This is a genomic window from uncultured Roseovarius sp. (assembly GCF_947259555.1).
Taxonomy (GTDB): Bacteria; Pseudomonadota; Alphaproteobacteria; order Rhodobacterales; family Rhodobacteraceae; genus Roseovarius.
Window position 1 is genome coordinate 1 of sequence record NZ_CAMYMD010000007.1, and the last position, 22020, is coordinate 22020.

Annotated in this window: 21 protein-coding genes; 7 read left to right on the top strand and 14 right to left on the bottom strand. The window is 64.1% G+C overall.

Annotated features, from left to right (window positions below; translation table 11 throughout):
* Positions 1-338 precede the first annotated feature (338 nt).
* The 6 genes from Q0X85_RS00780 to rpiA all read right to left on the bottom strand — a co-directional run bounded on the left by Q0X85_RS00780 (position 339) and on the right by rpiA (position 6416).
* Complete coding sequence (locus Q0X85_RS00780) at positions 339-1775, bottom strand: DegQ family serine endoprotease (protein WP_297767680.1); 1437 nt, start codon at positions 1773-1775, stop codon at positions 339-341.
* Positions 1776-1946: 171 nt separating this feature from the next.
* Positions 1947-2144 (bottom strand): DUF2065 domain-containing protein, encoded by a 198-nt coding sequence (locus tag Q0X85_RS00785; RefSeq protein ID WP_297767683.1) that lies wholly within the window; start codon positions 2142-2144, stop codon positions 1947-1949.
* A complete protein-coding gene (locus Q0X85_RS00790) occupies positions 2141-3019 on the bottom strand; it encodes a protease modulator HflC (protein WP_297767686.1) in 879 nt (292 codons plus the stop codon). The genes Q0X85_RS00785 and Q0X85_RS00790 overlap by 4 nt, the downstream gene beginning before the upstream one ends.
* A gap of 4 nt (positions 3020-3023) precedes the next feature.
* Positions 3024-4187, bottom strand: coding sequence for an FtsH protease activity modulator HflK (hflK, locus tag Q0X85_RS00795; protein ID WP_297767689.1), 1164 nt, complete (start codon positions 4185-4187; stop codon positions 3024-3026).
* 70 nt (positions 4188-4257) lie between these two features.
* Complete coding sequence (gene gor / locus Q0X85_RS00800) at positions 4258-5613, bottom strand: glutathione-disulfide reductase (protein ID WP_297767692.1); 1356 nt, start codon at positions 5611-5613, stop codon at positions 4258-4260.
* A 14-nt stretch (positions 5614-5627) separates the two neighbouring features.
* Positions 5628-6416 (bottom strand): ribose-5-phosphate isomerase RpiA, encoded by a 789-nt coding sequence (gene rpiA / locus Q0X85_RS00805; RefSeq protein ID WP_297767695.1) that lies wholly within the window; start codon positions 6414-6416, stop codon positions 5628-5630.
* Between the two features lie 155 nt (positions 6417-6571).
* Here rpiA and Q0X85_RS00810 point away from each other — a divergent pair, with 155 nt between their 5' ends.
* Positions 6572-8086, top strand: coding sequence for a YifB family Mg chelatase-like AAA ATPase (locus Q0X85_RS00810; RefSeq protein ID WP_297767697.1), 1515 nt, complete (start codon positions 6572-6574; stop codon positions 8084-8086).
* On the opposite strand, the gene Q0X85_RS00815 is transcribed toward Q0X85_RS00810, so the two are convergent.
* The 4 genes from Q0X85_RS00815 to rsmI are packed head-to-tail and all read right to left on the bottom strand — an operon-like array spanning position 8073 to position 11242.
* Positions 8073-8951: an alpha/beta hydrolase gene (locus Q0X85_RS00815; RefSeq protein ID WP_297767700.1), complete on the bottom strand. Its 879-nt coding sequence runs from the start codon at positions 8949-8951 to the stop codon at positions 8073-8075. The two genes, Q0X85_RS00810 and Q0X85_RS00815, sit on opposite strands and share 14 nt — an antisense overlap.
* On the bottom strand, positions 8948-9883 hold the full coding sequence (gene gshB, locus Q0X85_RS00820) for a glutathione synthase (RefSeq protein ID WP_297767703.1): 936 nt from the start codon (positions 9881-9883) through the stop codon (positions 8948-8950). Before gshB ends, Q0X85_RS00815 begins: the two co-directional genes overlap by 4 nt.
* A 58-nt stretch (positions 9884-9941) precedes the next feature.
* The gene (locus Q0X85_RS00825; RefSeq protein ID WP_297767706.1) at positions 9942-10367 is read right to left on the bottom strand and encodes a YraN family protein; all 426 of its coding nucleotides are present in this window, start codon (positions 10365-10367) and stop codon (positions 9942-9944) included.
* Complete coding sequence (rsmI, locus tag Q0X85_RS00830) at positions 10364-11242, bottom strand: 16S rRNA (cytidine(1402)-2'-O)-methyltransferase (protein ID WP_297767709.1); 879 nt, start codon at positions 11240-11242, stop codon at positions 10364-10366. Before rsmI ends, Q0X85_RS00825 begins: the two co-directional genes overlap by 4 nt.
* An 84-nt stretch (positions 11243-11326) precedes the next feature.
* Here rsmI and Q0X85_RS00835 point away from each other — a divergent pair, with 84 nt between their 5' ends.
* The 5 genes from Q0X85_RS00835 (at position 11327) to Q0X85_RS00855 (ending at position 16609) form a co-directional block, all read left to right on the top strand.
* A complete protein-coding gene (locus Q0X85_RS00835; RefSeq protein ID WP_297767712.1) occupies positions 11327-12505 on the top strand; it encodes a penicillin-binding protein activator in 1179 nt (392 codons plus the stop codon).
* A gap of 45 nt (positions 12506-12550) precedes the next feature.
* Entirely contained in the window at positions 12551-15316 is a 2766-nt protein-coding gene (locus Q0X85_RS00840) for a [protein-PII] uridylyltransferase (RefSeq protein WP_297767714.1), read from the top strand.
* Between the two features lie 80 nt (positions 15317-15396).
* Entirely contained in the window at positions 15397-15780 is a 384-nt protein-coding gene (locus tag Q0X85_RS00845; RefSeq protein WP_297767717.1) for an NADH:ubiquinone oxidoreductase subunit NDUFA12, read from the top strand.
* 11 nt (positions 15781-15791) lie between these two features.
* Entirely contained in the window at positions 15792-16250 is a 459-nt protein-coding gene (mlaD, locus tag Q0X85_RS00850; RefSeq protein ID WP_297767719.1) for an outer membrane lipid asymmetry maintenance protein MlaD, read from the top strand.
* Positions 16247-16609 carry a DUF2155 domain-containing protein gene (locus tag Q0X85_RS00855; RefSeq protein ID WP_297767721.1) on the top strand — a complete coding sequence of 121 codons (363 nt, stop codon included), beginning with the start codon at positions 16247-16249 and terminating at the stop codon, positions 16607-16609. The genes mlaD and Q0X85_RS00855 overlap by 4 nt, the downstream gene beginning before the upstream one ends.
* Here Q0X85_RS00855 and aat read toward each other — a convergent pair.
* A complete protein-coding gene (gene aat, locus Q0X85_RS00860; protein WP_297767724.1) occupies positions 16576-17217 on the bottom strand; it encodes a leucyl/phenylalanyl-tRNA--protein transferase in 642 nt (213 codons plus the stop codon). The two genes, Q0X85_RS00855 and aat, sit on opposite strands and share 34 nt — an antisense overlap.
* 122 nt (positions 17218-17339) lie before the next feature.
* Positions 17340-17771, bottom strand: coding sequence for a PaaI family thioesterase (locus tag Q0X85_RS00865; RefSeq protein WP_297767726.1), 432 nt, complete (start codon positions 17769-17771; stop codon positions 17340-17342).
* A 248-nt stretch (positions 17772-18019) separates the two neighbouring features.
* On the opposite strand from Q0X85_RS00865, the gene Q0X85_RS00870 reads away from it, so the two are divergent.
* A complete protein-coding gene (locus tag Q0X85_RS00870) occupies positions 18020-18685 on the top strand; it encodes a LytTR family DNA-binding domain-containing protein (RefSeq protein ID WP_297767727.1) in 666 nt (221 codons plus the stop codon).
* 11 nt (positions 18686-18696) lie between these two features.
* On the opposite strand, the gene pdeM is transcribed toward Q0X85_RS00870, so the two are convergent.
* Positions 18697-19359, bottom strand: coding sequence for a ligase-associated DNA damage response endonuclease PdeM (gene pdeM, locus Q0X85_RS00875; protein ID WP_297767728.1), 663 nt, complete (start codon positions 19357-19359; stop codon positions 18697-18699).
* 41 nt (positions 19360-19400) lie between these two features.
* Positions 19401-21824, bottom strand: coding sequence for a ligase-associated DNA damage response DEXH box helicase (locus Q0X85_RS00880; protein ID WP_297767730.1), 2424 nt, complete (start codon positions 21822-21824; stop codon positions 19401-19403).
* Between the last annotated feature and the right edge of the window lie 196 nt (positions 21825-22020).

The window sequence follows — 22020 nt, forward strand, 5'->3', positions numbered from 1 at the left end:
GGCGATTTGTCTAAGTCAGCGCGCCAATTAGAGTTTTTCGGATTTGGCAGATATAAAGTGCACTGAAAGATCGTTAGATCGCCAGCCCGCGGCCTGGCAATGGCGCGGCTCACGGCAACGGCAGCGCAAGGCCAATGGCCGACCTTGATCCCTGCTTTCACCAAGAGCAACTTCGTCCGCACAGCCGAAATTCATCGCGTCCAACTCCCGAAGAGATCTTCGGAAGCGGGTTCTTTGTCATCGTGTTGTCCTGAACGGCTCTCAGCTCTGAGCTGCATCATTTATTGCAAAAGGCACCCCCGGTGAGGGTGCCTTTTGATCGGTCTGCGTGTGGTTTGTTACTTGTCGTCTTCGAGAGACAAGGCAACAAAGCGGGGCTCTCCGGCGCGGCGCACGAGCAGCAGCAGGGATTTGCGGCCCGCCTCCTTTGCCTCGGCGATCCGGTCGTCGAGATCGCTGATGCTCGCGATCTTCTGCTGACCGGCTTCGGTGATCAGATCGCCCGCCCGAATGCCTTTTTCATAGGCCTCCGAGAGGTCGTCGATATCTGTGACCACCAGACCCGAGGCACTGTCGTCGAGATCAAGCTGGCCGCGCAGCTCCTCGTTCAGCGGGCTCAGGGTCAGGCCGAGCATGGATTTCTCCGTCGGCTCGTCCGGGTCGCTTCCGGGCTGTGCGGCGGGGATTGCGCCCTCGGCCTCTTCGCGGCGGCCCAGTGTGACCTTGAGCGTGGTGGTCTTGCCATCGCGGAAGACCACGACGCGGACCGCTTTGCCGACGGCGGTGTTGCCGACCTGGCGCACCAGCTCGCGCGTATCCTGGACTTCTTTGCCATCGAAGGACGTGATGACGTCACCCGCCAGCATACCGGCCTCTGCTGCCGGTCCTTCGGGGACATCCGTCACCAGGGCGCCCTTGGCGGCGTCGAGACCCATCGCCTCGGCGACATCGTCGGTGACGTCCTGAATGCGCACACCGAGCCAGCCGCGCCGCGTCTCGCCATATTCCTGAAGCTGGTCGATCACGCGCTTGACCACGTTGGAGGCCATGGAAAAGCCGATCCCGATCGAGCCGCCTGTCGGGCTGAGGATGGCGGTGTTGACGCCGACGACCTGCCCGTCGAGATTGAAGAGCGGGCCACCGGAATTGCCACGGTTGATCGCGGCGTCGGTCTGGATGTAATCGTCATAGGTGCCGCTCAGCGCGCGGTTGCGGGCCGAGACAATACCCGCCGACAGGGAAAAGCCCTGACCGAGCGGGTTGCCCATGGCGAGCACCCAATCGCCGACGCGGGCCGTGTCGCTATCGCCGAAGCTGACGAAGGGCAGGGGCTTGTCGGCCTTGACCTTGAGCAGCGCGATGTCGGTCTTGGGGTCGGTGCCGATCACCTCGGCCGGCAATTCGTCGCCCGAGAAAAACTCGATCACGATTTCGTCCGCGCTCTCGATCACGTGGTTGTTGGTGACCACAAAGCCATCTTCGGAAATCACAAAACCAGAGCCGAGCGCCGACGAACGCCGGGGGCGGTTGCCCTCGCCCTGACGGTCACGGAATTGCTCGAAGAAATCTTCGAAGGGCGAGCCTTCGGGGACGATGGGCGAGGGGCCGGTGCCCTGCGCCACGGTGGTGGATGTGGTGATGTTGACCACCGCCGGGCTGATCTTTTCGGCCAGACCGGCAAAGCTGTCCGGGCGGGCCTGAGCTGCCACCGCCTGTGCCAGAAGCAGGCCCACCACGAGCGCCATCAGCCACAGCTTATGCAGCTGTTGCGCCATGGGTCTAGTTGCGGAAATCGATGCGAGGTTCACGCGAATATCTCCTTTGGTTCGTTTAAAACGGGACGCTGTCAGCGCGTCGCCCTCGGTGTGGAATGTAGGTGCCCTGTTTCGGATCGCCAAGGGCTCAGCATGTTGTCACGTTCATGTGAACGCCTGATCCTGTGGAAATCAAGCGCCAAGCGTCTTGGCCGCCCAAACAAGGACGAGGCCAAGCACGAGAGCCAGAAGCCCCATCAGCCGCCGGGCCTCGGGCGGCAGGGCGGCAAGGGCGACAAGCATCTGGTCGATAAGCGAAGGGGCCAGCGCGTAGACCAGCCCCTCCACGATCAGCACCAGCCCGAGGGCCAGAAGCGCGGTTTCGATCATTGGTCCGGATTGGCCGAACGCAGGTAGTCGAAGAACTCGCTGTCCGGGGTCATGACCATTGACGAGTTTTCACCCTTGAGCGATTTTTCGTAGGCCTCCAAGGACCGATAGAACGCAAAGAATTCCTGATCCGCGCCAAACGCTTCGGCGAAGATCGCGTTGCGCTCGGCGTCGGCCTCGCCTCGGACGACCTGCGCCTCGCGTTCCGCGTCCGAGAGCGTCTCGGTCACGGTCCGGTCGGCGAGGGCGCGGACGCGCTGTGCCGCCTCGTTACCACGGGCGATCTCGTCGGCGGCCTCGCGCTCGCGCTCGGCACGCATCCGGGCGAAGGTGGCGTCAAGGTTCTGCTCTGGCAGGTTGGTCTGCTTGAGGCGCACGTCGACCACGTCGAGGCCAAGACCCTGCGCACTGATCTGCGACTGTCTCTGGATGCGGCGCATCAACTCGCGGCGGTTTTCGGAGAGAATGGTGTCGGACGTGACCTGATCGGCACCCAGAACCTCGCGGATCTGCGCGTTGAGAACGGACGACAACCGGTCCTCGGCGACACCAAGCCCGCCAATGCCGACAGCCTGACGGAATTGAACGACGTCCTGAATCCGGTAGCGCGCGAAGGCGTCGACCACGAGGCGGCGGTCATCCGACGGCGTGACCTCGATCGTGTCGGTGTCGAGCGACAGGATCCGGTCGTCATAGCGCACGACCTCCTGGATGAAGGGGATCTTGAACGCCAGCCCCGGCTCTTCCTTGACGGCCTTGATCTGGCCGAATTGCAGCACCAGCGCCTTTTCGCGCTCGTCCACCACGAAAATCGACGACAGGCCGAGGAAGACGACCACGACGAGGAACGGAATGAAAAATTTCGTCTTGCCCATGATCTCAGTTCCCCTGATTGGTGCTGGTGTTGCTGTTACGACGCAGCTCGTTCAGCGGCAGATACGGCACCACGCCGTTGCCGCCCTCGGAGCCGACGATCGCCTGATCCAGGATCGTCTTGTCGATGTCGCCAAGCACCCGCTCCATGGTTTCGAGGTAGAGGCGTTTGCGCGTGACTTCGGGCGCCTTGGTATATTCGGTCAGAACCGAGGTGAAGCGGCTTGCGTCACCTTCCGCCTCGTTGACGACGCGGGCGCGGTAGCCTTCGGCCTCTTCCAGCGTCTGCGCGGCCTCACCGCGGGCCTCGGCCAGCACGCGGTTGGCATAGGCGTCGGCCTGACGTTGCAGGCGGTCGCGCTCCTGTTCGGCGGCCTGCACCTCGCGGAAGGCGTCGATCACCTCGCGCGGGGGGTCGGCCTTGTCGAGGTTGACACGAACGATCCGGATGCCGCTGTCATATTCGTCCATTGTCGCCTGAATATCCTCCATCGCGGTATCGGCGATGATGCCACGATCCCGGTTGAGGATCGGTGCGAGGTTCGAGGCCGCGATGATCTCGCGCATGACGGATTCGGATGCCGCCTGCACGGTCAGTTGCGGGTCACGGATGTTGAACAGGAGCTTGGCCGGATCGGAGATATTCCAGACCACCTGAAAGTTGATGTCGACGATATTGGCGTCCGTGGTCAGCATCAGCCCTTCGTTGCCGCGTGTCTGACGCTGCCCGATCGCCTCGGTTCGCTCTGACGTAACGTTGACGATTTCGTAGGACACCAAAGGCCAGGGCGCAAAGTTCAGACCGGGATTGCCGGTTTTGTAATACTCACCGAGGAACAATTCGACCGATTGCTCTTCGGGCTTGACCGTGTACATGCTCGCGAACACCCAAAGCGCCACGGCACCCAGTGCGGCCAGACCTATGGTGCCCTTGCCGAATTGCGGGCCTTGGCCGCCACCGCCGCCGGTGCCGTTCGAGCCGCCACCGCGACCGCCCATCAGCACGCGAAGCTGGTCCTGACCCTTGCGCACCAGATCGTCGATCTCGGGCATTTGCGAGCCGCCTTCAGGAGGGCGCCGCCCTCCGCCCTTGTTGGGGCCACGGTCGCCGCCGTTGCCGCCGCCCGAATTGCCGCCGCCGCCCCAGGGGCCGCCAGAATTTCCAGCCATACGTTTCTCTTCCCTTGTTGTCCCAGCCGTTTACAGCTTTGTGTTCTACCTGTGCAGCACAGGCGAAAAATCAAGCCGTGCGGACAGGCGTTTTCATCGTTACAAGTTCTTCCGACATGGTCGGGTGCACCGCCACGGTGCGGTCGAAATCCTCTTTGGTGGCACCCATCTTGACCGCGATGCCCGCCAACTGGATCATCTCGCCCGCGCCGGGCGCGACGATATGACAGCCCAGAACCTTGCGGGTTTTCTGGCTTATGATCAGTTTCATGAGAACACGGTCAGCACGGTCGGCAAATGCCGTTTGCATCGGTTTGAACGACGTTGCGTAGATTTCGACGGGTTCCTGTTCGCGTGCCGCTTCCTCGCTCAGGCCCACGGTGCCCATCTCGGGCTGGGTGAAGATGGCGGTCGGGATCAGATCGTGATCGACCGGCGTCGGGTTGCCGTTGAACACTGTCTCGACAAAGGCCATGCCCTCGCGGATCGCCACCGGTGTAAGGTTCACCCGGTCGGTCACATCGCCGATGGCATAGACCGAGGGCACCCCGGTCTGGCTGTACTCATCGACCACGATCTCGCCCTTGCGGCCCGTGGCGACACCGGCGGCCTCCAGCCCCAGATCCTCGGTATTGGGGGCGCGCCCGGTGGCGAACATCACCTGCTCAAACGTGGCCTCGGTGCCATTGGTGGCGGTGACGCGATAACCGCCCTCTGTGGGCTCCATCGCCTCGATATTGGTGCCCAGATGCAGATTGACGCCCGAGGCGATCATCTCGTCCGACACAAGGCCGCGCGCCTCGCCGTCAAAGCCGCGCAGGATTTGCGCGCCGCGATAAAACTGTGTCACCTGCACGCCAAGGCCATTGAGAATGCAGGCAAATTCGCAGGCGATATAGCCGCCGCCGATGATCAGGACCGACTTGGGCAGGGTGTCGAGATGAAAGATGTCGTTCGAGGTGATCGCGTGCTCGGCCCCCGGCAGATCGGGCTTGACCGGGCGTCCGCCGGTGGCGATCAGGATATGCTTGGCGCTCAGCCGGGTGCCGTCGGCCAGTTCGACCGTGTGGGGGTCCAGCAGTCGGGCGCGGGTGTCAAAACTCTCGACATCGTTGTTGCGCAGGATGCCGCGATAGACCCCTTCGAGCCGGTCCAGCTCGGCATGGAGCTTGGTCTTGAACGCGTCCCAGTCGAAACCGCCCGCATGCACCGTCCAGCCATAGGACTGCGCGTCGGCCATGGCGCCCCGATACTCGGATGCAAAGACCATCAGCTTTTTCGGCACGCAGCCGCGAATGACGCAGGTTCCGCCATAGCGGTCCTCTTCGGCCAGCGCGACGCGTGCCCCGCCCTGTGCGGCGACACGTGCCGCGCGCACCCCGCCGGAGCCGCCGCCAATCACGAAAAGATCGTAGTCGAATGCCATGCGCGTCCCCCGTATCAGTCGTTCAGATCGGTGAAAAGATTGTCGTTCTCGACGAAATCGAGCCGGTCTTCCTCGACCGTGCCCTCGTTGATATCGCGGGTCTCGACACGGCCGTCGCCATAGCCGAGGATCACCACGTCGCAGATATCGAGAAAGAGGCCATTCTCGACCACCCCCGGCATCTGGTTGAGCGCCATCGACAGTTGGTGCGCGTTGCCGATGCGGCCCAGATGCAAATCGACGATATAATTGCCCTCATCGGTGATGAAGGGCCGGTCGCCGTTCATCCTGAGCGTCGCATCGCGGCCCAGCACATCCATGTTTATGAGCAGTTCCTCGACCAGCGACTTGGTGGTCTGCCAGCCGAACGGGATCATCTCGACCGGCAGGGGGAAGGCGCCAAGCGCCTCGACCTCCTTGCCGATATCGGCGATCACCACCATCTGATCGCTCGCCGTTGCCACGATCTTTTCCTGCAAGAGCGCGCCGCCACCGCCCTTGATCAGGTTGAGATTGGCGTCGAATTCATCGGCGCCGTCAATCGTCACGTCGAGCCACTTGGCCTCGTCGAGGCTGATCACCTCGATGCCCACCTCACGGGCCAGTTCGGCGGTGCGGGTGGAGGTCGGCACGCCCTTGATCCGCAATCCGTCCTCGCGCACCATTTCGCCCAGGCAGCGCACCATCCAGGCCGCTGTCGATCCGGTGCCAAGGCCGACGCGCATGCCGTCCTCGACGAAATCGACAGAGCGTTTGGCGGCAACGAACTTGGCCTTGTCGATGGGCGACAATTCTCCGGTCATGGCAGCGACTCCCCGCATGTTTCGCCGCGGTTATAAGAGAGTTGTCGCGCGGGTGCGAGGCCGAATTCGCCGACGCTCATGCGGCCGCAGTCGTTAACCATTCCTAAAGGCATGCCGGGCTAGGCATTAACCATAGCTCAACAACAGGAAACCGGATGGTCGCACGTGCCTATACCGTGGCTTTTGAAGGGGTCGAGGCACGACCGGTCGAAGTGCAATGCGCCGTGACCCCGGGCGTACCGGCCTTCTCGCTCGTCGGCTTGCCGGACAAGGCGGTGTCCGAGGCGCGCGACCGGGTGCGCGCCGCGCTCTCCTCCATGGCGATCGCACTTCCGTCCAAACGGATCACTGTCAATCTGTCGCCTGCGGACATGCCCAAGGAGGGCAGCCATTTTGACTTGCCAATCGCTCTTGCGCTGCTTGCGGCGCTCGAGATCATTCCGCATGATGCCGCCGAGGGCACCACGGCGCTTGGTGAGTTGTCGCTCGACGGCACGCTCATCCCGGTGATCGGCGCACTGCCCGCCGCGATGGCGGCGGCCGAGGAAAACCGGACCCTGCTGTGCCCGCGCGCGTCCGGAGCCGAGGCGGCCTGGGTCGATGCCGTGCAAGTGATCGGCGCCGCCTCGCTTGCGGATGTCGTGCGCCACTATACCGGGCAGGCCCTGATACCAGCCTCGGGCCCCGGCGAGGTGATCGCCTCTCCTGCGGGCCGTGACCTGCGCGATGTCAAAGGGCAGGAACGCGCCAAGCGCGCGCTGGAGATCGCCGCGGCGGGCCGTCACCACCTGATGATGATTGGAACGCCGGGATCCGGCAAATCCATGCTGGCCGCGCGGCTGCCGGGTATCCTGCCGCCTCTCAGTGCCCCCGAGGCGCTTGAGACCTCGATGATCCACTCGCTTGCGGGCCTGCTGACCGAGGGCGGGATCAACCGCGCGAGGCCGTTTCGCGAGCCCCACCACACGGCGTCCATGGCGGCCATCGTCGGGGGCGGGCGCAGCGCCAAACCGGGCGAAATCAGCCTCGCGCATAATGGCGTGCTGTTCATGGATGAATTTCCCGAGTTTCCCCGCACGGTGCTGGAGACCCTTCGTCAACCGATCGAAAGCGGCACTGTCATGGTCGCCCGGGCCAACGCACATGTAAAATATCCCTGTCTTTTCATGCTGGTGGCGGCGGCCAATCCCTGCAAATGCGGCTATCTTTCAGACCCGGCGCGCGCCTGCTCGCGCGCGCCGGTCTGTGGCGAGGATTACATGGGGCGGATTTCCGGTCCGTTGATGGACCGCTTTGATCTGCGCGTCGAGGTGCCGCCCGTCGCGTTCTCGGATCTCGATCTGCCATCTACGGGCGAGACCTCTGCCAGCGTCGCCACCCGTGTGGCCGCTGCCCGCGAGGTGCAGGCGGCCCGCTTTGCCGGTCATGGGCACATGCGGCTCAATGCCGATGCCGAAGGCGAGATGCTTGACGAGATTGCCGCGCCCGATGCCGAGGGGCGTGCGCTGATCAATCGTGTCGCGAGCCGCTTTGGCCTGACGGCGCGCGGCTATCACCGGGTGTTGCGCGTGGCGCGCACGATCGCCGATCTCGACGGCTCTGCCCGCGTGCGTCAGCCGCATATCGCCGAGGCTGTGAGCTTTCGAATCGCGGCGCTCAAAGAGAGCTGATCCACTCCGACAGATCGTGCAGCGTCGCCTTGGCCTCGGGCAGGACATTGTGGAAGAGCGGCCAGACATGCGGGTGATCGTGTTTGACCTGCAATACGCTGCGCACGCCCTGCGTCTCGAGGGCCTCGTGCATCCGTACCGCGTCATCGCGCAGGATTTCGGTATCGCCCACCGCCATCCAGACGGGTGGCGCGCCCTTGAAGTGTCCGCGCAGCGGCGAGGCGCGCGGATCTTCCGGGGACTGTCCGGCCAGGAACATTCCGCGCATCTCTTCGATACGCCCGGGTGACAGCACCACATCACGCGCGGCATTTTCGGTGATCGACGCGCCCGAGAACGTCATGTCGGCAAGCGGCGACAGGGCAAAGACGCCCTTCGGCGGCGCGATCCCTTGCGCCAGTATCTCGTGCAAGAGCGCCAGCGCCAGCGCGCCGCCCGCGCTGTCACCCCCGATGATCACCTCGTGTTGGGCCCTGAGCGTCCGGTAACAGGCCAGAGCATCGTCAATCTGTGCGGGAAACGCATGCTCGGGCGCGAGGCGATAATCCGGCAGGCAGGCGCGCAGCCCGGTCAGCGCCGAGAGCTTTGCCAGCATCGCCCGATGCGTGTCGGACGAGCCAAACACATAGGCCCCGCCATGCAGGTAGAGAATCACCGGTCCGTCCCCGGCATCGCGCGCCTGCGCCCATTGCACCGGCACATCTGCCAAACGCGCCCGCCGATAGACACTCCCCCGAGGCGCGTGAAAATAGATCTTCGACTTGATCTCGAACGAGCGCCGCAACCGCCCGACCGGCAACCGCGCCAGCGCGGGCTTTTCGAACCAGCGCAGGTGCCGGTTGAGGAGCGACAGCTGCCAGCTCATGCCCGCCGCGCCTCGATTGCGTCCCAGATCAGACCGGCGCCATTGGTCCCGTCGAACCGCTCCAGCTCCTGCAAGCCGGTGGGCGAGGTCACGTTGATCTCGGTGAGGTAATCGCCGATCACGTCGATGCCGACGAACACCTGTCCCTTGTCGCGCAAGAGCGGCCCGATCCGGTCGCAAATCTCGCGGTCGCGGGCGGTCATCTCGACCTTTTCGGCGCGCCCGCCGACATGCATGTTCGATCGCGTCTCGCCCTGCGCAGGCACCCGGTTGATCGCGCCGACCGGCTCCCCGTCAACGAGGATCACCCGCTTGTCACCTTTGCTCACCGCGGGCAGGTATGTCTGCACGATCAGCGGCTCGCGGCTGAACCCGGTGAACATCTCGTGCAGGCTGGCAAGGTTGCGATCGGCCTCCGGCAGGTGGAACACCCCCGCCCCGCCATTGCCGTAGAGCGGCTTGAGGATCACGTCGCCATGGCGCGCGCGGAACGCCTTGATCGTCTCGATATCGCGCGCAATGGTGGTCGGCGGCATCAGGTCCGGGAAATCGAGGATCAACAGCTTCTCGGGGAAATTGCGCACCCAGAACGGATCATTGACCACCAGTGTGCCGGGGCTCAGCCGCTGCAACAGATGCGTGGTGGTGATATAGAACATGTCAAAGGGGGGGTCCTGCCGCAGCCACACCACGTCGAACTCGCCCAGATCGACGGTCTGTTCCGGGCCGAGCGAAAAATGATCGCCCACAACGCGCTGCACGCTCAGTGGCCAGCCCCGCGCGGTCACTCGCCCGTCATCATAGGAGAGCCGTTCGGGCGTGTAGTAGAACAGCTCGTACCCCCGCGCCTGCGCCTCCTCGGCGAGGCGGAACGTGCTGTCGGCATTGATGTCGATCGGCCCGATCGGGTCCATCTGAAAGGCGATTTTCATGGGCGGCCCCCTGTTGCGATCCGCCACTTACATGCGCCATGCCGCGCAGAGGTGCAATTCAGAAATGCCCGAGGGCGTTTTCCATCAGTCGCAGATCGCCCATGCCGTTCACCAATACAAGGTCGAACCGCACCGGCGCGAGCTGCCCCTCGGGCGTATGACCGAGGTATTCCGATGCCGCCGAGAAGATGCGCTGCACCTGGCCCTGACGAATGCGCTGCAACGCAATGTCAAAGCTGGTCGCCTTTTTAACCTCGCAGAACACATAGCTCTCGGGGTCGCGCAGGATCAGGTCGATCTCGCCGCTCGTACCACGCCAACGCCGCTCCAATAGTCGGGCACCGCGCGCCTGATAGGCCCGCAAAGCCGCATCCTCTGCGGCGCATCCCGACAGGTAGGCGCGCAGGCCGCGTGCGCCGCGGCCGCTCCTGATCGCCGCCCGAGGGGGCTGACGGGTCTCGAAATCGAAACTCAACTGGCTCATTTCCCGCCTCCTTCATGCTCTGCCGCGAGGACCAGCGCGCGCTGATAGATCCTGCGTCGCGGCACGCCCAACTCTGCGGCGACCGCGTCCGACGCGTCACGCACCGAAAGCCGCGACAACGCATCCCGTAACGTTCCGTCTATATCGACTTCCTTAACATTCCCTGAATCCGGCCGCCCGATCACGACGACGATCTCGCCCTTTGGTGCCGCATTGGCGCAGCCCTCTGCCAGTTCGGCCAATGTTCCGTGCCGGACTTCCTCGAATTTCTTGGTGATTTCGCGGCAGAGCGCCGCCGGGCGCGTATCTCCCAGCACCTGTGCCGCATCGCGCAACATCGCTGCGACGCGCTTGGGTGATTCGTAAAACACCAGTGTCGCGGGCACCGGCGCCAGTTCAGCCAGGGCCGTCTTGCGTTTGCCGGATGTGTTCGGCAGGAAGCCCGCGAACAGGAACCGGTCGGTGGGCAGGCCCGATAGCGTCAGCGCCGTGATCACCGCCGACGGACCCGGCGCCGAGATCAATGCAAACCCTTCGGCCACCGCAGCACGGCCCAGATCGAACCCGGGATCGGCCACCATCGGCGTGCCCGCCTCGGAGGCATAGACTACGGACTGTCCCGCACCGAGCGCCGCAAGGATACGCGGGCGCATGCGCGCGCCGTTGTGATCGTGGTAGGGAAGGACCTTGCGGTCCTCCAGCCCGATGCCGTGAATATCCATCAACCGCCTCAGGCTGCGCGTGTCCTCGGCCACCAGCAGATCTGCCGACGCCAGAATGTCGAGCGCCCGCAGGGTAATGTCACGCGCCGCGCCGATGGGCGTCGCAATCAGGTAAAGACCCGTGGCCAGTTTCTGCTTGTCGGGATTCACCACTGGACCCGCTCCATATGACGGTTATGATTGCCCGCAATCGCGTCTGGCCCGAGGCAAAGCGCAAAAAGGGAGTGAGATTTCGTCATGTTCGCCGTTTTACAAACGATCCGCAAGCTGTTCACCCGTCTGGTTGCGCTATTCGCCGTGCTGTGGCTGGCCGCCTGTCAGCCGGTCTCGGTCTCCAACACGGGAGGCGGTGGCTCGACGACGTCCGCAGCCGTGCCGGTCGCGCTTTTGGTGCCGCATGGCACGTCCAGTGCGCAGGAGCAGCAACTGGCGCGGGACCTCGAGAATGCCGCACGGCTTGCGGTTTCCGATCTCTCCGGCGTGCAGATAGATTTGCGGGTCTATGGCACGGCCGGGCAGGCCCCGCAGGCGCAGCAGGCGGCCCTCAACGCCGTGGCCGATGGCGCGCGAATCATCGTCGGCCCATTGCATGCCGAATCGGCCAATGCGGTTGCGGTTGCCGTGGCTGATCGCAACGTCAACGTGCTGGCCTTTTCCAACAACCCGACCATTGCGGGCGGCAATCTGTTCATTCTCGGTCAGACCTTTCAGAATACCGCCAACCGATTGGCGGGGTTTGCCACACGACAGGGCAAGTCGCGCATCATGGCGGTCTATTCCGACAATCTCGCCGGGCGACTGGGGCGGTCGGCGATCGAACAGGCGGTGCGCAATCAGGGCGCGACCCTCGCGGGCAGCGTTGGCTATGAATTCTCACAAAACGGCGTGATCGGGGCGATTCCGTCGATCAAGACGGCGGTCGAGACGAATGCCGTGGATGCCATTTTCCTGACATCGAATTCGGCGGGGGCCCTGCCGCTCTTTTCGCAGATGCTGCCGGAGAACGGGCTTGGTCCGGATCGTCTCCAGTATATCGGCCTGTCGCGGTGGGACACGCCGCCGCAGACGCTGGAGCTGCCCGGTGTTCAGGGCGGATGGTTCGCACTACCCGATCCGGCACGCGCCTCGCAATTCGTCTCGCGCTTTCAGGGGGCTCATGGCAATGCCCCGCATCCGATCGCCAGCTTGGCCTATGACGGGATCGCGGCCATCGGGGCGCTGGTCAAGACCGGCAATCGAGAGGCGCTTGGGCGCGCCTCGCTGACCCAATCCGCCGGTTTTCAGGGCGGAAGCGGTGTATTCCGGTTGCGGCCCGACGGCAGCAACGAGCGCGGACTCGCGGTCGCGACGATCCGCGACAAGCAGGTCACAGTCCTGTCGCCAGCCCCGCAGAGCTTTTCCGGGGCCGGGTTTTGAGCGCCGCATCGGATATCCCGCTGATCAAGGTGCGAAACGCGTGACATGACAGAGCTCAGCATTGGCCGGGAGGATCTGATTTGCCCGGCCGACACTATTTTCGACAGTGCTGCGGTGGCGGCCGAGATCAATGCCGCGATTGCGGACTGCGGCGCAGACATGACGGCGCTGCGGCGGTCGGTGGTCAAGACCATTTCGAGCCATATGACACAGGGGCGCGAGGCGATCGCGCAGGCGTTTGCGGAGCGGCCATTCGAGGCCCGTGCGACGACGCGGGCCTATTGCTGGCTGACCGACAGCGTGATCCTCACGACGCTCGATGTGGCGACGCGCGCCATGCACCCGTTGCCCAATCCGACCGATTCCGAGAGGATTGCGGTGTTCGCGGTCGGCGGCTATGGGCGGGGTGAAATGGCACCGCATTCGGATGTCGACCTGCTCTTTCTCACGCCCTACAAGATCACGCCCTGGGCGGAGAGCGTGATCGAGAGCATGCTCTATATCCTGTGGGACCTGCGGTTGAAGGTCGGCCATGCCAGCCGGACGATCCGGGATTGTCTGAGGCTCGGGGCCGATGATTACACGATCCGCACCGCGCTGTTGGAGAACCGTTTTCTTGCGGGCGAGGTGGCGCTGGGCGAGAAGCTCAATCAGCGTCTCTGGGATGACCTGTTTGCCGGGACCGAGCGCGACTTTACCGAAGCCAAGCTCGAGGAGCGCGACGCGCGGCACGAAAAACAGGGCGAGCGCTATATGGTCGAGCCCAACGTGAAGGAGGGCAAGGGCGGATTGCGTGACCTGCAATCGCTGTTCTGGATCGCCAAGTATCTGCACCGGGTCCGGGATGTGAGCGAGCTGGTGGCGCTGGGGATGTTCACCCCCGAGGAATTCAGCACCTTTGCCAAGGCGGAAAACTTTCTCTGGGCCGTGCGTTGCCATCTGCACCTGATCACCAATCGCCCCAACGATCAGCTGACATTCGACATGCAGGTCGAGGTCGCCTTGCGGATGGGGTACATAGACACGGCCGCCCGGCGGGGTGTCGAGATCTTCATGCAGGATTATTTCCGGCATGCCACGTCGGTGGGGGATCTGACGCGTATTTTCCTGACCAAGCTTGAGGCGTCGCAGATCAAATCAGAGCCGCTCTTGCAGCGGCTTCTGCGGCGGCGCAAGAAGCTCAAGGACGGCTATATCAAGGTCCGTGGCCGGCTTGCCATTGCCGACGAGGCGGAGTTTCTGTCTGATCCGCTCAACCTGCTGCGGCTGTTTGAAGAGGGGTTGCGCACCGGGCTTCTGATTCATCCCGACGCCATGCTGCTGGTCACCGCGAACCTGCATCTGATTGACACCAACATGCGCAGCGATCCGCGCGCGGCCAAGCTCTTTCTTGATCTGCTGCTGCGCCACGGCAACCCCGAGCGCGCGTTGCGCCGGATGAACGAGCTGGGTGTGCTGTCGGCGTTCATCCCCGAATTCGAACCGATTGTCGCCATGATGCAATTCAACATGTATCATCACTACACGGTCGACGAGCATATCATCCAATGCATCTCGCATCTGGCGCAGATCGAGCGCCGGGAACTGATCGAAGAGCTGCCGGTCTCCTCCTCGATCCTCAAGGAGGGGATCAACCGCCGGGTGCTCTACGTGGCGCTGCTGATGCACGATATCGGCAAGGGGCGGGAAGAGGATCATTCGATCCTCGGCGCCCGGATCGCGCGCCGGGTTGGTCCGCGCCTCGGGCTCAAGCCGCGCGAGGTGGATACGCTGGAATGGCTGGTGCGCTATCACCTGCTGATGTCGGACATGGCGCAGAAACGTGATATTGCCGATCCGCGCACGGTGCGCGATTTCGCCAAGGCGGTGCAGACCCGGGAGCGGCTCGACCTGCTGTTGCTGCTCACCGTCTGCGATATTCGCGGCGTGGGGCCCGGCACATGGAACAACTGGAAGGCGTCGCTCTTGCGTGCGCTCTACCGACAGACCCGCCGCGCGATGGAAGGCGGGCTTGAGGACCTCAACCGCGAGCAGCGCGGCTCTGACGCCAAGCGCAACCTGCGCGAGGCGTTGCCGGATTGGGACGCGCGTGCGCTCAAGCAAGAGACCTCGCGCCATTACGCGCCCTATTGGCAGGGCCTGCATGTCACCGCACATATTGTGTTTGCGCGGCTCCTGCGCGGCCTGCAAGAGGACGAGATTGCCATTGATCTGGCGATTGACGAGGATCGGGACGCGACACGCGCCTGTTTTGCGCTGGCCGATCACCCCGGCATTTTCTCGCGGCTTGCGGGGGCGTTGGCGCTCGTCGGGGCCAATGTCGTCGATGCGCGGACCTATACGTCAAAGGATGGCTTTGCGACCGCCGTCTTCTGGATACAGGATGCCGATGGTCACCCGTTCGAGGCGGACCGCCTGCCGCGCCTGCGCCAGATGATTCAGAAGACCCTCAAGGGCGAGGTTGTGCCCCGAGAGGCGATCAAGTCCCGCGACAAGCTCAAGAAGCGCGAGCGCGCGTTTCGCGTGCCGACGCATATCACCTTTGATAACGAGGGATCGGAGATCTACACGATCATCGAGGTCGATACACGTGACCGCCCTGGCCTGCTCTACGATCTGACGCGCACGCTGGCGGCGTCGAACGTCTATATCGCCTCTGCCGTCATCGCGACCTTTGGCGAGCAGGTGGTGGATACGTTCTATGTCAAGGACATGTTCGGCCTCAAGTTCCACTCCGAGAGCAAACGGGTCGCGCTGGAGAGGAAACTCCGCGCCGCGCTGGCCGAGGGTGTGGAGCGGGCAACGACGTAAGGCGCGGGCCGGGTCAAAGCGGCACTGGACCTTTGCCGCCAAATCCGCCATATCGGGTGAGGATAACACCGGAGGGTCTGATGGGTATTCTCAACACGCTTTTGCGCGCCGTGACCTGGTGGAACGGGCAGACGCTCAATACGCAACTCTACACCTGGCGCAAGGGCGTCAAGGTGGGAGAGGACGCGCAGGGCAACAGCTTTTACCGCACCCATGACGGCAAGCGCCGGTGGGTGATCTTCAACGGCGAGGCGGAAGCAAGCCGCGTCGATCCCGACTGGCATGGCTGGCTGCACCACACCTACAAGGAGCCACCCACCGACCGCCCGCTCAAGCACAAAAGCTGGGAAAAGCCGCATAGCGAGAACCTGACCGGCACGCCGCTGGCCTATGCGCCCGCGGGCTCGATCCGGCGGCCCGAACCGGTGGAGCGGCGCGACTACGAAGCCTGGACCCCGGAATAAAGGCGCGGCACATGTCTGAAAGCAAAACCGAAGTTCTGGTCGGTGGGGTTGTCCTGGCCGTGGCTGTGGGCTTTCTCTTTTATGCGGGAAAGACGACGGGCATGACGCGCGGCGGCGATGAATACACGCTGAACGCCAGCTTTCGCAGCGCCGACGGTGTCAGCATCGGCACCGATGTGCGGCTGGCCGGTGTGAAAGTGGGCCGTGTGACCGATATCACCCTGGACCCGGGCACCTATCGCGCGACCACGGTCTTTACCGTCGGCGAAGGCATCGACGTGCCGGATGACAGCGCGGTGGCGATTTCATCCGAGGGCCTGCTGGGCGGCAACTATGTCGAGATCATGCCGGGCGGCTCGCCGTTTTATTTCGAGCCCGGCGATGAGATAGAATTCACCCAAGGGTCGGTGAGCCTGGTCTCGCTCCTGATGAAATTCGTATCCGGCGGCGAGGACGAGGCCACGCAATGAGGGCGGCGCTTGGCCTGAGCCTCTGGGTGTGTCTTGCGGCCACCGCGGGAACCGCACAGGAGCAGGCGGCAGTTGGGCAAGGGGCGGTGCTGCGCGGGCTCGACAAGGTCAACGGTCAGGCACAAGACATCGAGCTTGCGAATGGCGAGGCGACGGAGTTTGGCGGGCTGACGGTGCGCCTTGGCGAATGCCGGTATCCACAGGAAAACCCGGAAGGCGACGCATATGCCTTTGTGACGATCAGCGAGCGCGAACGCGGACGCGAGGTGTTTTCTGGCTGGATGCTGGCCTCGTCACCGGCGCTCAACGCGCTGGAGCATCCGCGCTATGATGTCTGGGTGCTGCGCTGCAATATCTGAACCGGGTCGCCGTTGAAGCGCCTGTCGGTTATCGTCACCTCGGTGTCGAGCGCGTCTCTTAGCAGCGCCCGGTACTGGTCACGGGAAATCTCGCGCGCACCGAGGCGCGCCAGATGCGGCGTAATGAACTGTGCGTCAAACAGTGTGAAGCCGCATTTTGCGAGATGGTCGATCAGGTGGGCGAGCGCCAGTTTTGACGCGTCCGTGCGGTGTGAGAACATGCTCTCGCCAAAGAATGCCCCCCTGAGCGCCACGCCATAGACCCCGCCCGCAAGCTGCCCATCCTGCCAGATTTCGAGCGAATGGCCGTAGCCCAGGCGATGGAGCGCCATATACGCCTCGTGGATGGACGGGTTTATCCATGTGTCGGGGCGGCTGGCGCAGCCATTCAGAACCGCCTCGAAATCCTGATCCAGCGTGGCGAGATACCCGCCCCGGCGCATCCGTCGTGCGAGCGACCGTGATATGTGAAACCCATCCAGTGGCAGGATGCCGCGTTGATGGGGATCGACCCAGAAAACCTCTGGATCGTCGCGATGCTCGGACATGGGAAAGACACCCGACGCGTAGGCTTGGAGCAGAATGGCGGGTGTCAGATGCGTGCTCATCGGGGTCTTTGGGCTGTGGATCGGGCTGGGTCGGGTCGGATGTGTCTTTTTGTCATGTTCGATCGGAAAAGGCGATACGATTGGCGTTTGCCTCAACGCAACGCCCCCTTGAAAACGCGGGCTCAGACCGGGATCATCGTGCCGGTCAGGAGTGCGACGTGGGTTTCCACGCTGTCATCCTGCGCATACACATCTGCCTGCACGATGACCAGACGCCGCCCCGGTTTGATCACCCGACCCCGGGCAATCAGACGCGGGCCGCGCGCCGGGGCAAGCAGGTTGATCTTCATCTCCGTGGTCAGGACCTCCACGCCGTGCGGCATGACGCTGAGCGCGGCATATCCCGCCGCGCTGTCGCCAAGTGCAAAGGTCAGACCCGCATGGGCAAAACCATGCTGCTGGCGACTGCCGGGCAGTATCGGGGCCTCTATGCTGACCAGCCCCTCCGAGACCGTCGCGAGGGTGGCCCCAAGCGTTGCCATCATGGACTGCGCGGCAAAGCTGTCGCGAATGGATCTTTCGATATCAGGGGATAATTTACGTTGATTTCCCATTGTTTAGCAGCCCTGTTTTGGTGACGGTATTGTTACCTCAGTCAGCGGTGAAAGGTTGGAAATGGGGTATCTCAATGATAAGCGCACGTATAGCGATAACGGGCAAGGGTGTTGAGTTGAAATGGTCTGAGTTACGATATCATCATGTCGAGACGTTCTCGGCACTGTTTACGTCTGTGACAGTTTTCATCTGGGCCGTCAGCCTTGGAACTGCGGTTATCGCGGGGCCGTTCGGGACATATGATACGATGATGTGGCCGAACCGCCTTGTCTACTGGAGCGTCGTGATATCGGTGGGGCTTGTGCTGGGATTCAGCGCGCGCGCCACGATGCGCGCGCTTCTTGGTCCGCGCATGCCCTTGCTGTTCGATATCGGTGCGGGCCTTCTTGTCGCCGTCTTTCTGGGCCCGTTTATCTGGGGGCTGCGCGGCTGGATGGACCCGATGTTGGCCCATTCCCATCTCAGTATGGCAAGCACTACATTGAACACGTTTCTGATCGTCTTCGGAATATTTGTTCTGCGGCGGCAGATCGGCGCAGAGACGCCACGAGCCTATCTGCGGCCGGGAGAGAACCCTGAGTCGGCGCCGCTCCCGCGCATCCATCGCCGTCTGTCCACCCACTCTGATGCCGAGGTCCTGAGGCTGTCCGCGAGCGACCATTTTGTCGAGGTCGCCACAACTGCGGGTGTCGAGAACCTGCGCCTCAGACTGGCCGACGCAATTGAGGAGATGGAGCCCGTCAAGGGGCTGTGCACGCACCGGTCGCATTGGGTGACGATGTCAGCCATAAGCCACGTCGCGCGCGAGGGCGGGGGCAAGATGTTCGTTGTCCTGCGGAACGGCGACAGGGTGCCGGTTAGCCGCAAGTACCGACCACGGCTCGCAGAGGCGGGTTTGATCGAGCCATCCTGATCGCGGTCGGTTCAGCGCGGCATCGGCACCGCGTGCAGCATGGGGCCGGTGAGCACGGCGAGCGCCTCGTCGCGCATCAGCCCGGCAAAGGCCGCGTCATCGCTCCACAGCCCGCCGGTATAGGTGCCGTAGGCGGGCAGGATCACCCGGTCGCTGTCAATCAGGAAGGCCGGGCGGCTGAGGCTGCGGCCGCGTAGGGCGAGCCGCGCCTTGGGGTGGTAATGGCCCGACACCTCGCCCGATTGCCCGGCCCGCGCGATGTGGCGAAAGCAGAGCGGCGGGTTGGGCAGCTCTGTCATATGCGCGCCGCCCAGATCTACCGGGCCGGGATCGTGATTGCCCTCGATCCAGACCCATCGACGCCCGGCTTGCAGCTTGGCGATCCAAAGCTTTTCGGCCTCGGGCAGGGCATGGGCGGCGGCGCTGTCGTCGAAACTGTCGCCCAGGCAGATCACCGTGGCCGCGCCGGTGCGGCGCATATCGGCCTCCAGTCGAGTCAGCGTGTCGCGCGTCTCGTAGGGGGGCAGGGGGGGCTCTCCCAATCGCGCGCGGCGTTCGGATTTGCCGAAGTGCAGGTCCGACACGCAAAGCAGGTTGCGCGCCTCCCAGTAGAGCGCGCCCGAGGGCAGGGCCGTAAGCGCAGCGCCGGCAAGGGTAAACCTGTAACCATCCATGCTGCATTGGTGGCCCGGCCCGCGCGGAATGGCAAGGCCGGTCATCCTGCCTGATCGACCGGGACCAGCCCCGCCGCCTGCATCAGCCGCGCGCTTTCCTCGGCGAGGAGGCGCTCTTGTGCGGCACCCTCGACCGGGGTGCGACCGGCCTCCAGAAAGAGCGGCGCGGCAAGCGGGCTGACGCGCGTGAGGCGGCGCAGGGTGATGCGGCCGTTGATGCGGTCCAGCATCTCTTCGATGCGGCCGAAATCGACCAGCCCGCGCATCGCCTCGGACTGCGTGATGTCCAGCAGCAGGTGGCCGGGGTCGTATTTCACCAGCGTGTCATAGAGGATATCGGACGACATCGTGGTTTGCCGCCCGTTTTTGCGCGCCTGCGGGCTGTTGCGCTGAATGAGCCCGGCGATGGTGGCCGAGGCGCGGAAGGTGCGTTTCATCACCGCGTTGCCCATCAGCCAGCTTTCAAGCCCGTCGCGCAGGGCGTCGCGGGCAAAGATCGGGGCGGCATCGGTCAGCGGCTCCAGCCCCCAGATCAGCGTCGCGTAATCGGTCGACACGAAGCCCAGGGGGGCGAGGCCCTCTTCCTCCATGCGTTTGGTGACCAGCAGGCCGAGCGTCTGCATCGCGTTGCGCCCGGCAAAGCCGTAGATGCAGACATGCTCGCGCCCGTCATGCGGAAAGCTCTCGATCAGGAGGCGGCCCGCCTGCGGCATGTCCGAAAGCGTGCGCTGCAACTCCAGCCAGTTGCGGATATGGGTGGGCAGGTCGGGCCAGTCGGGTTGATTGAGGATCGCGAGAATGCGCTCCGAGAGTTGCGTCGAGGTGGCGAACTTGGTGCCCATGAAGGTGGCGATCTTGGGCGTGCGCCCGGGGTCGCGGCTGACCTCGACGACCATTTCGCGCATGGATTCGAAGCGCACGATCTGCCCGCCGATCAGGAAGGTGTCGCCGGGGCTGAGCGAGGCGGCAAAGCCTTCCTCGATCTCGCCCAGGGGTTTGCCGCCGCGTGCCCGGCGCATCCGCACTTTGAGCGTATCGGTGTCCTGAATCGTGCCGATATTCATTCTTATGAGGCGCGCGGCGCGCGGGTCTCGCAATTGCCAGAGGCCGTCGGGGCGTTGCTTCAGCCGTTGCCATTGGTCGTAGGCCCGGAGCGCATAGCCCCCGGTGGCGCAAAACTCCAGACAGGCGTCGAATTCGTCGCGGGTGAGCGTGGCATAGGCGCCGGCGGAGGCCGCTTCGGCATAAAGCGTGTCGGCCTCAAAGGCCCCGGCGCAGGCGCGGATCAGGATATGCTGGCAGAGCACGTCACGCGGACCCGGGCCGCGTGGCTCGCCATCGAGATCGCGATCCTTGACGGCCTGCAATGCGGCCAGACATTCCACCACCTCGAACCGGTTGGCGGGCACCAGGAGCGCCTTGGAGGGGGCGTTGTAGCGGTGATTGGCCCGCCCGATCCGCTGCACCAGGCGTTTGACGTTCTTCGGCGCGCCGACCTGAATGACCAGATCGACATCGCCCCAGTCGAGCCCCAGATCGAGGCTGCCGGTGCAGACCACGGCGCGCAATTCGCCGCGCACCATCGCGCCCTCGACCCGCTCGCGCTGCGCGCGGTCAAGGCTGCCGTGATGGATGCCGATGGGAAGCGCGTCCTCGTTGGCGAGCCAGAGGTTGTGAAAGAAGATCTCGGCCTGCGCGCGGGTGTTGTGAAAGATCAGCGTGGTCTTGTGGCCGCGCACCTGATCGAGCACTGCGGGGATCGCGTAGGCGGCCCCGCCCCCGGACCACGGCGGCGCCTCGGCCGTTTCCAGCATGGCGATATCGGGGTCGGGACCGGGATCGGCGTGCAGGATGTCGCAGGGATGGTCGCGATGCGCCATGAAGCGGGCGAGTGCGGGCGGGTCTTCCACCGTCGCCGATAGCCCGACGCGGCGCATCTCGGGGCAAAGCGCCTGCAGGCGTGAGAGCGCCAGCATCAATTGATCGCCGCGTTTCGATTCGGCCAGGCTGTGCACCTCGTCCACCACCACGCGTTTCAGCCCGGCAAAGATGCGCGGCGCGTCCTCGTAGGAGGTCAGCAGCGCAAGGCTCTCGGGGGTGGTGAGCAGGATATGCGGCGGGTCGGCGCGTTGGCGGCGTTTGGTGTGCGAGGAGGTGTCGCCGGTGCGATCCTCGACGCGCACGGGCAGGCCCATTTCCTCGACCGGACGCGTGAGATTGCGCCGGATATCCGCCGCCAGCGCCTTGAGCGGCGAGATATAGAGGGTGTGCAGACCGGCGTGATCGCCCTGCGCCAGATCGGCCAGCGTCGGCAGGAACCCGGCCAGCGTCTTGCCGCCGCCGGTGGGTGCAATGAGCAGCGTCGCGGGGTCATCGGCGCGCGCCAGCATCTCGGCCTGATGCGGGTGCAGCTGCCAGCCGCAGGCGGCGAACCAGTGATCGAGGGGGGCGGGCAAGGTGCGCATGCGCAGCAATCTAGGCGCGGCGGGGAGCAAAGCAAAGGGCGGGAGTTTTGGCCTGAAGCTGCCGTTGGAGTGCAGCACCAATGCGCGGAATCAAGGTGCCGCAGGCACCGCCGCGCAGCGCCCGACCGCCCCCTCGGGCGGGCGCTTTTGCAACGTTTCAAGCCATTGAAAACGCGGGAGTGTTTGGCTGGCATAA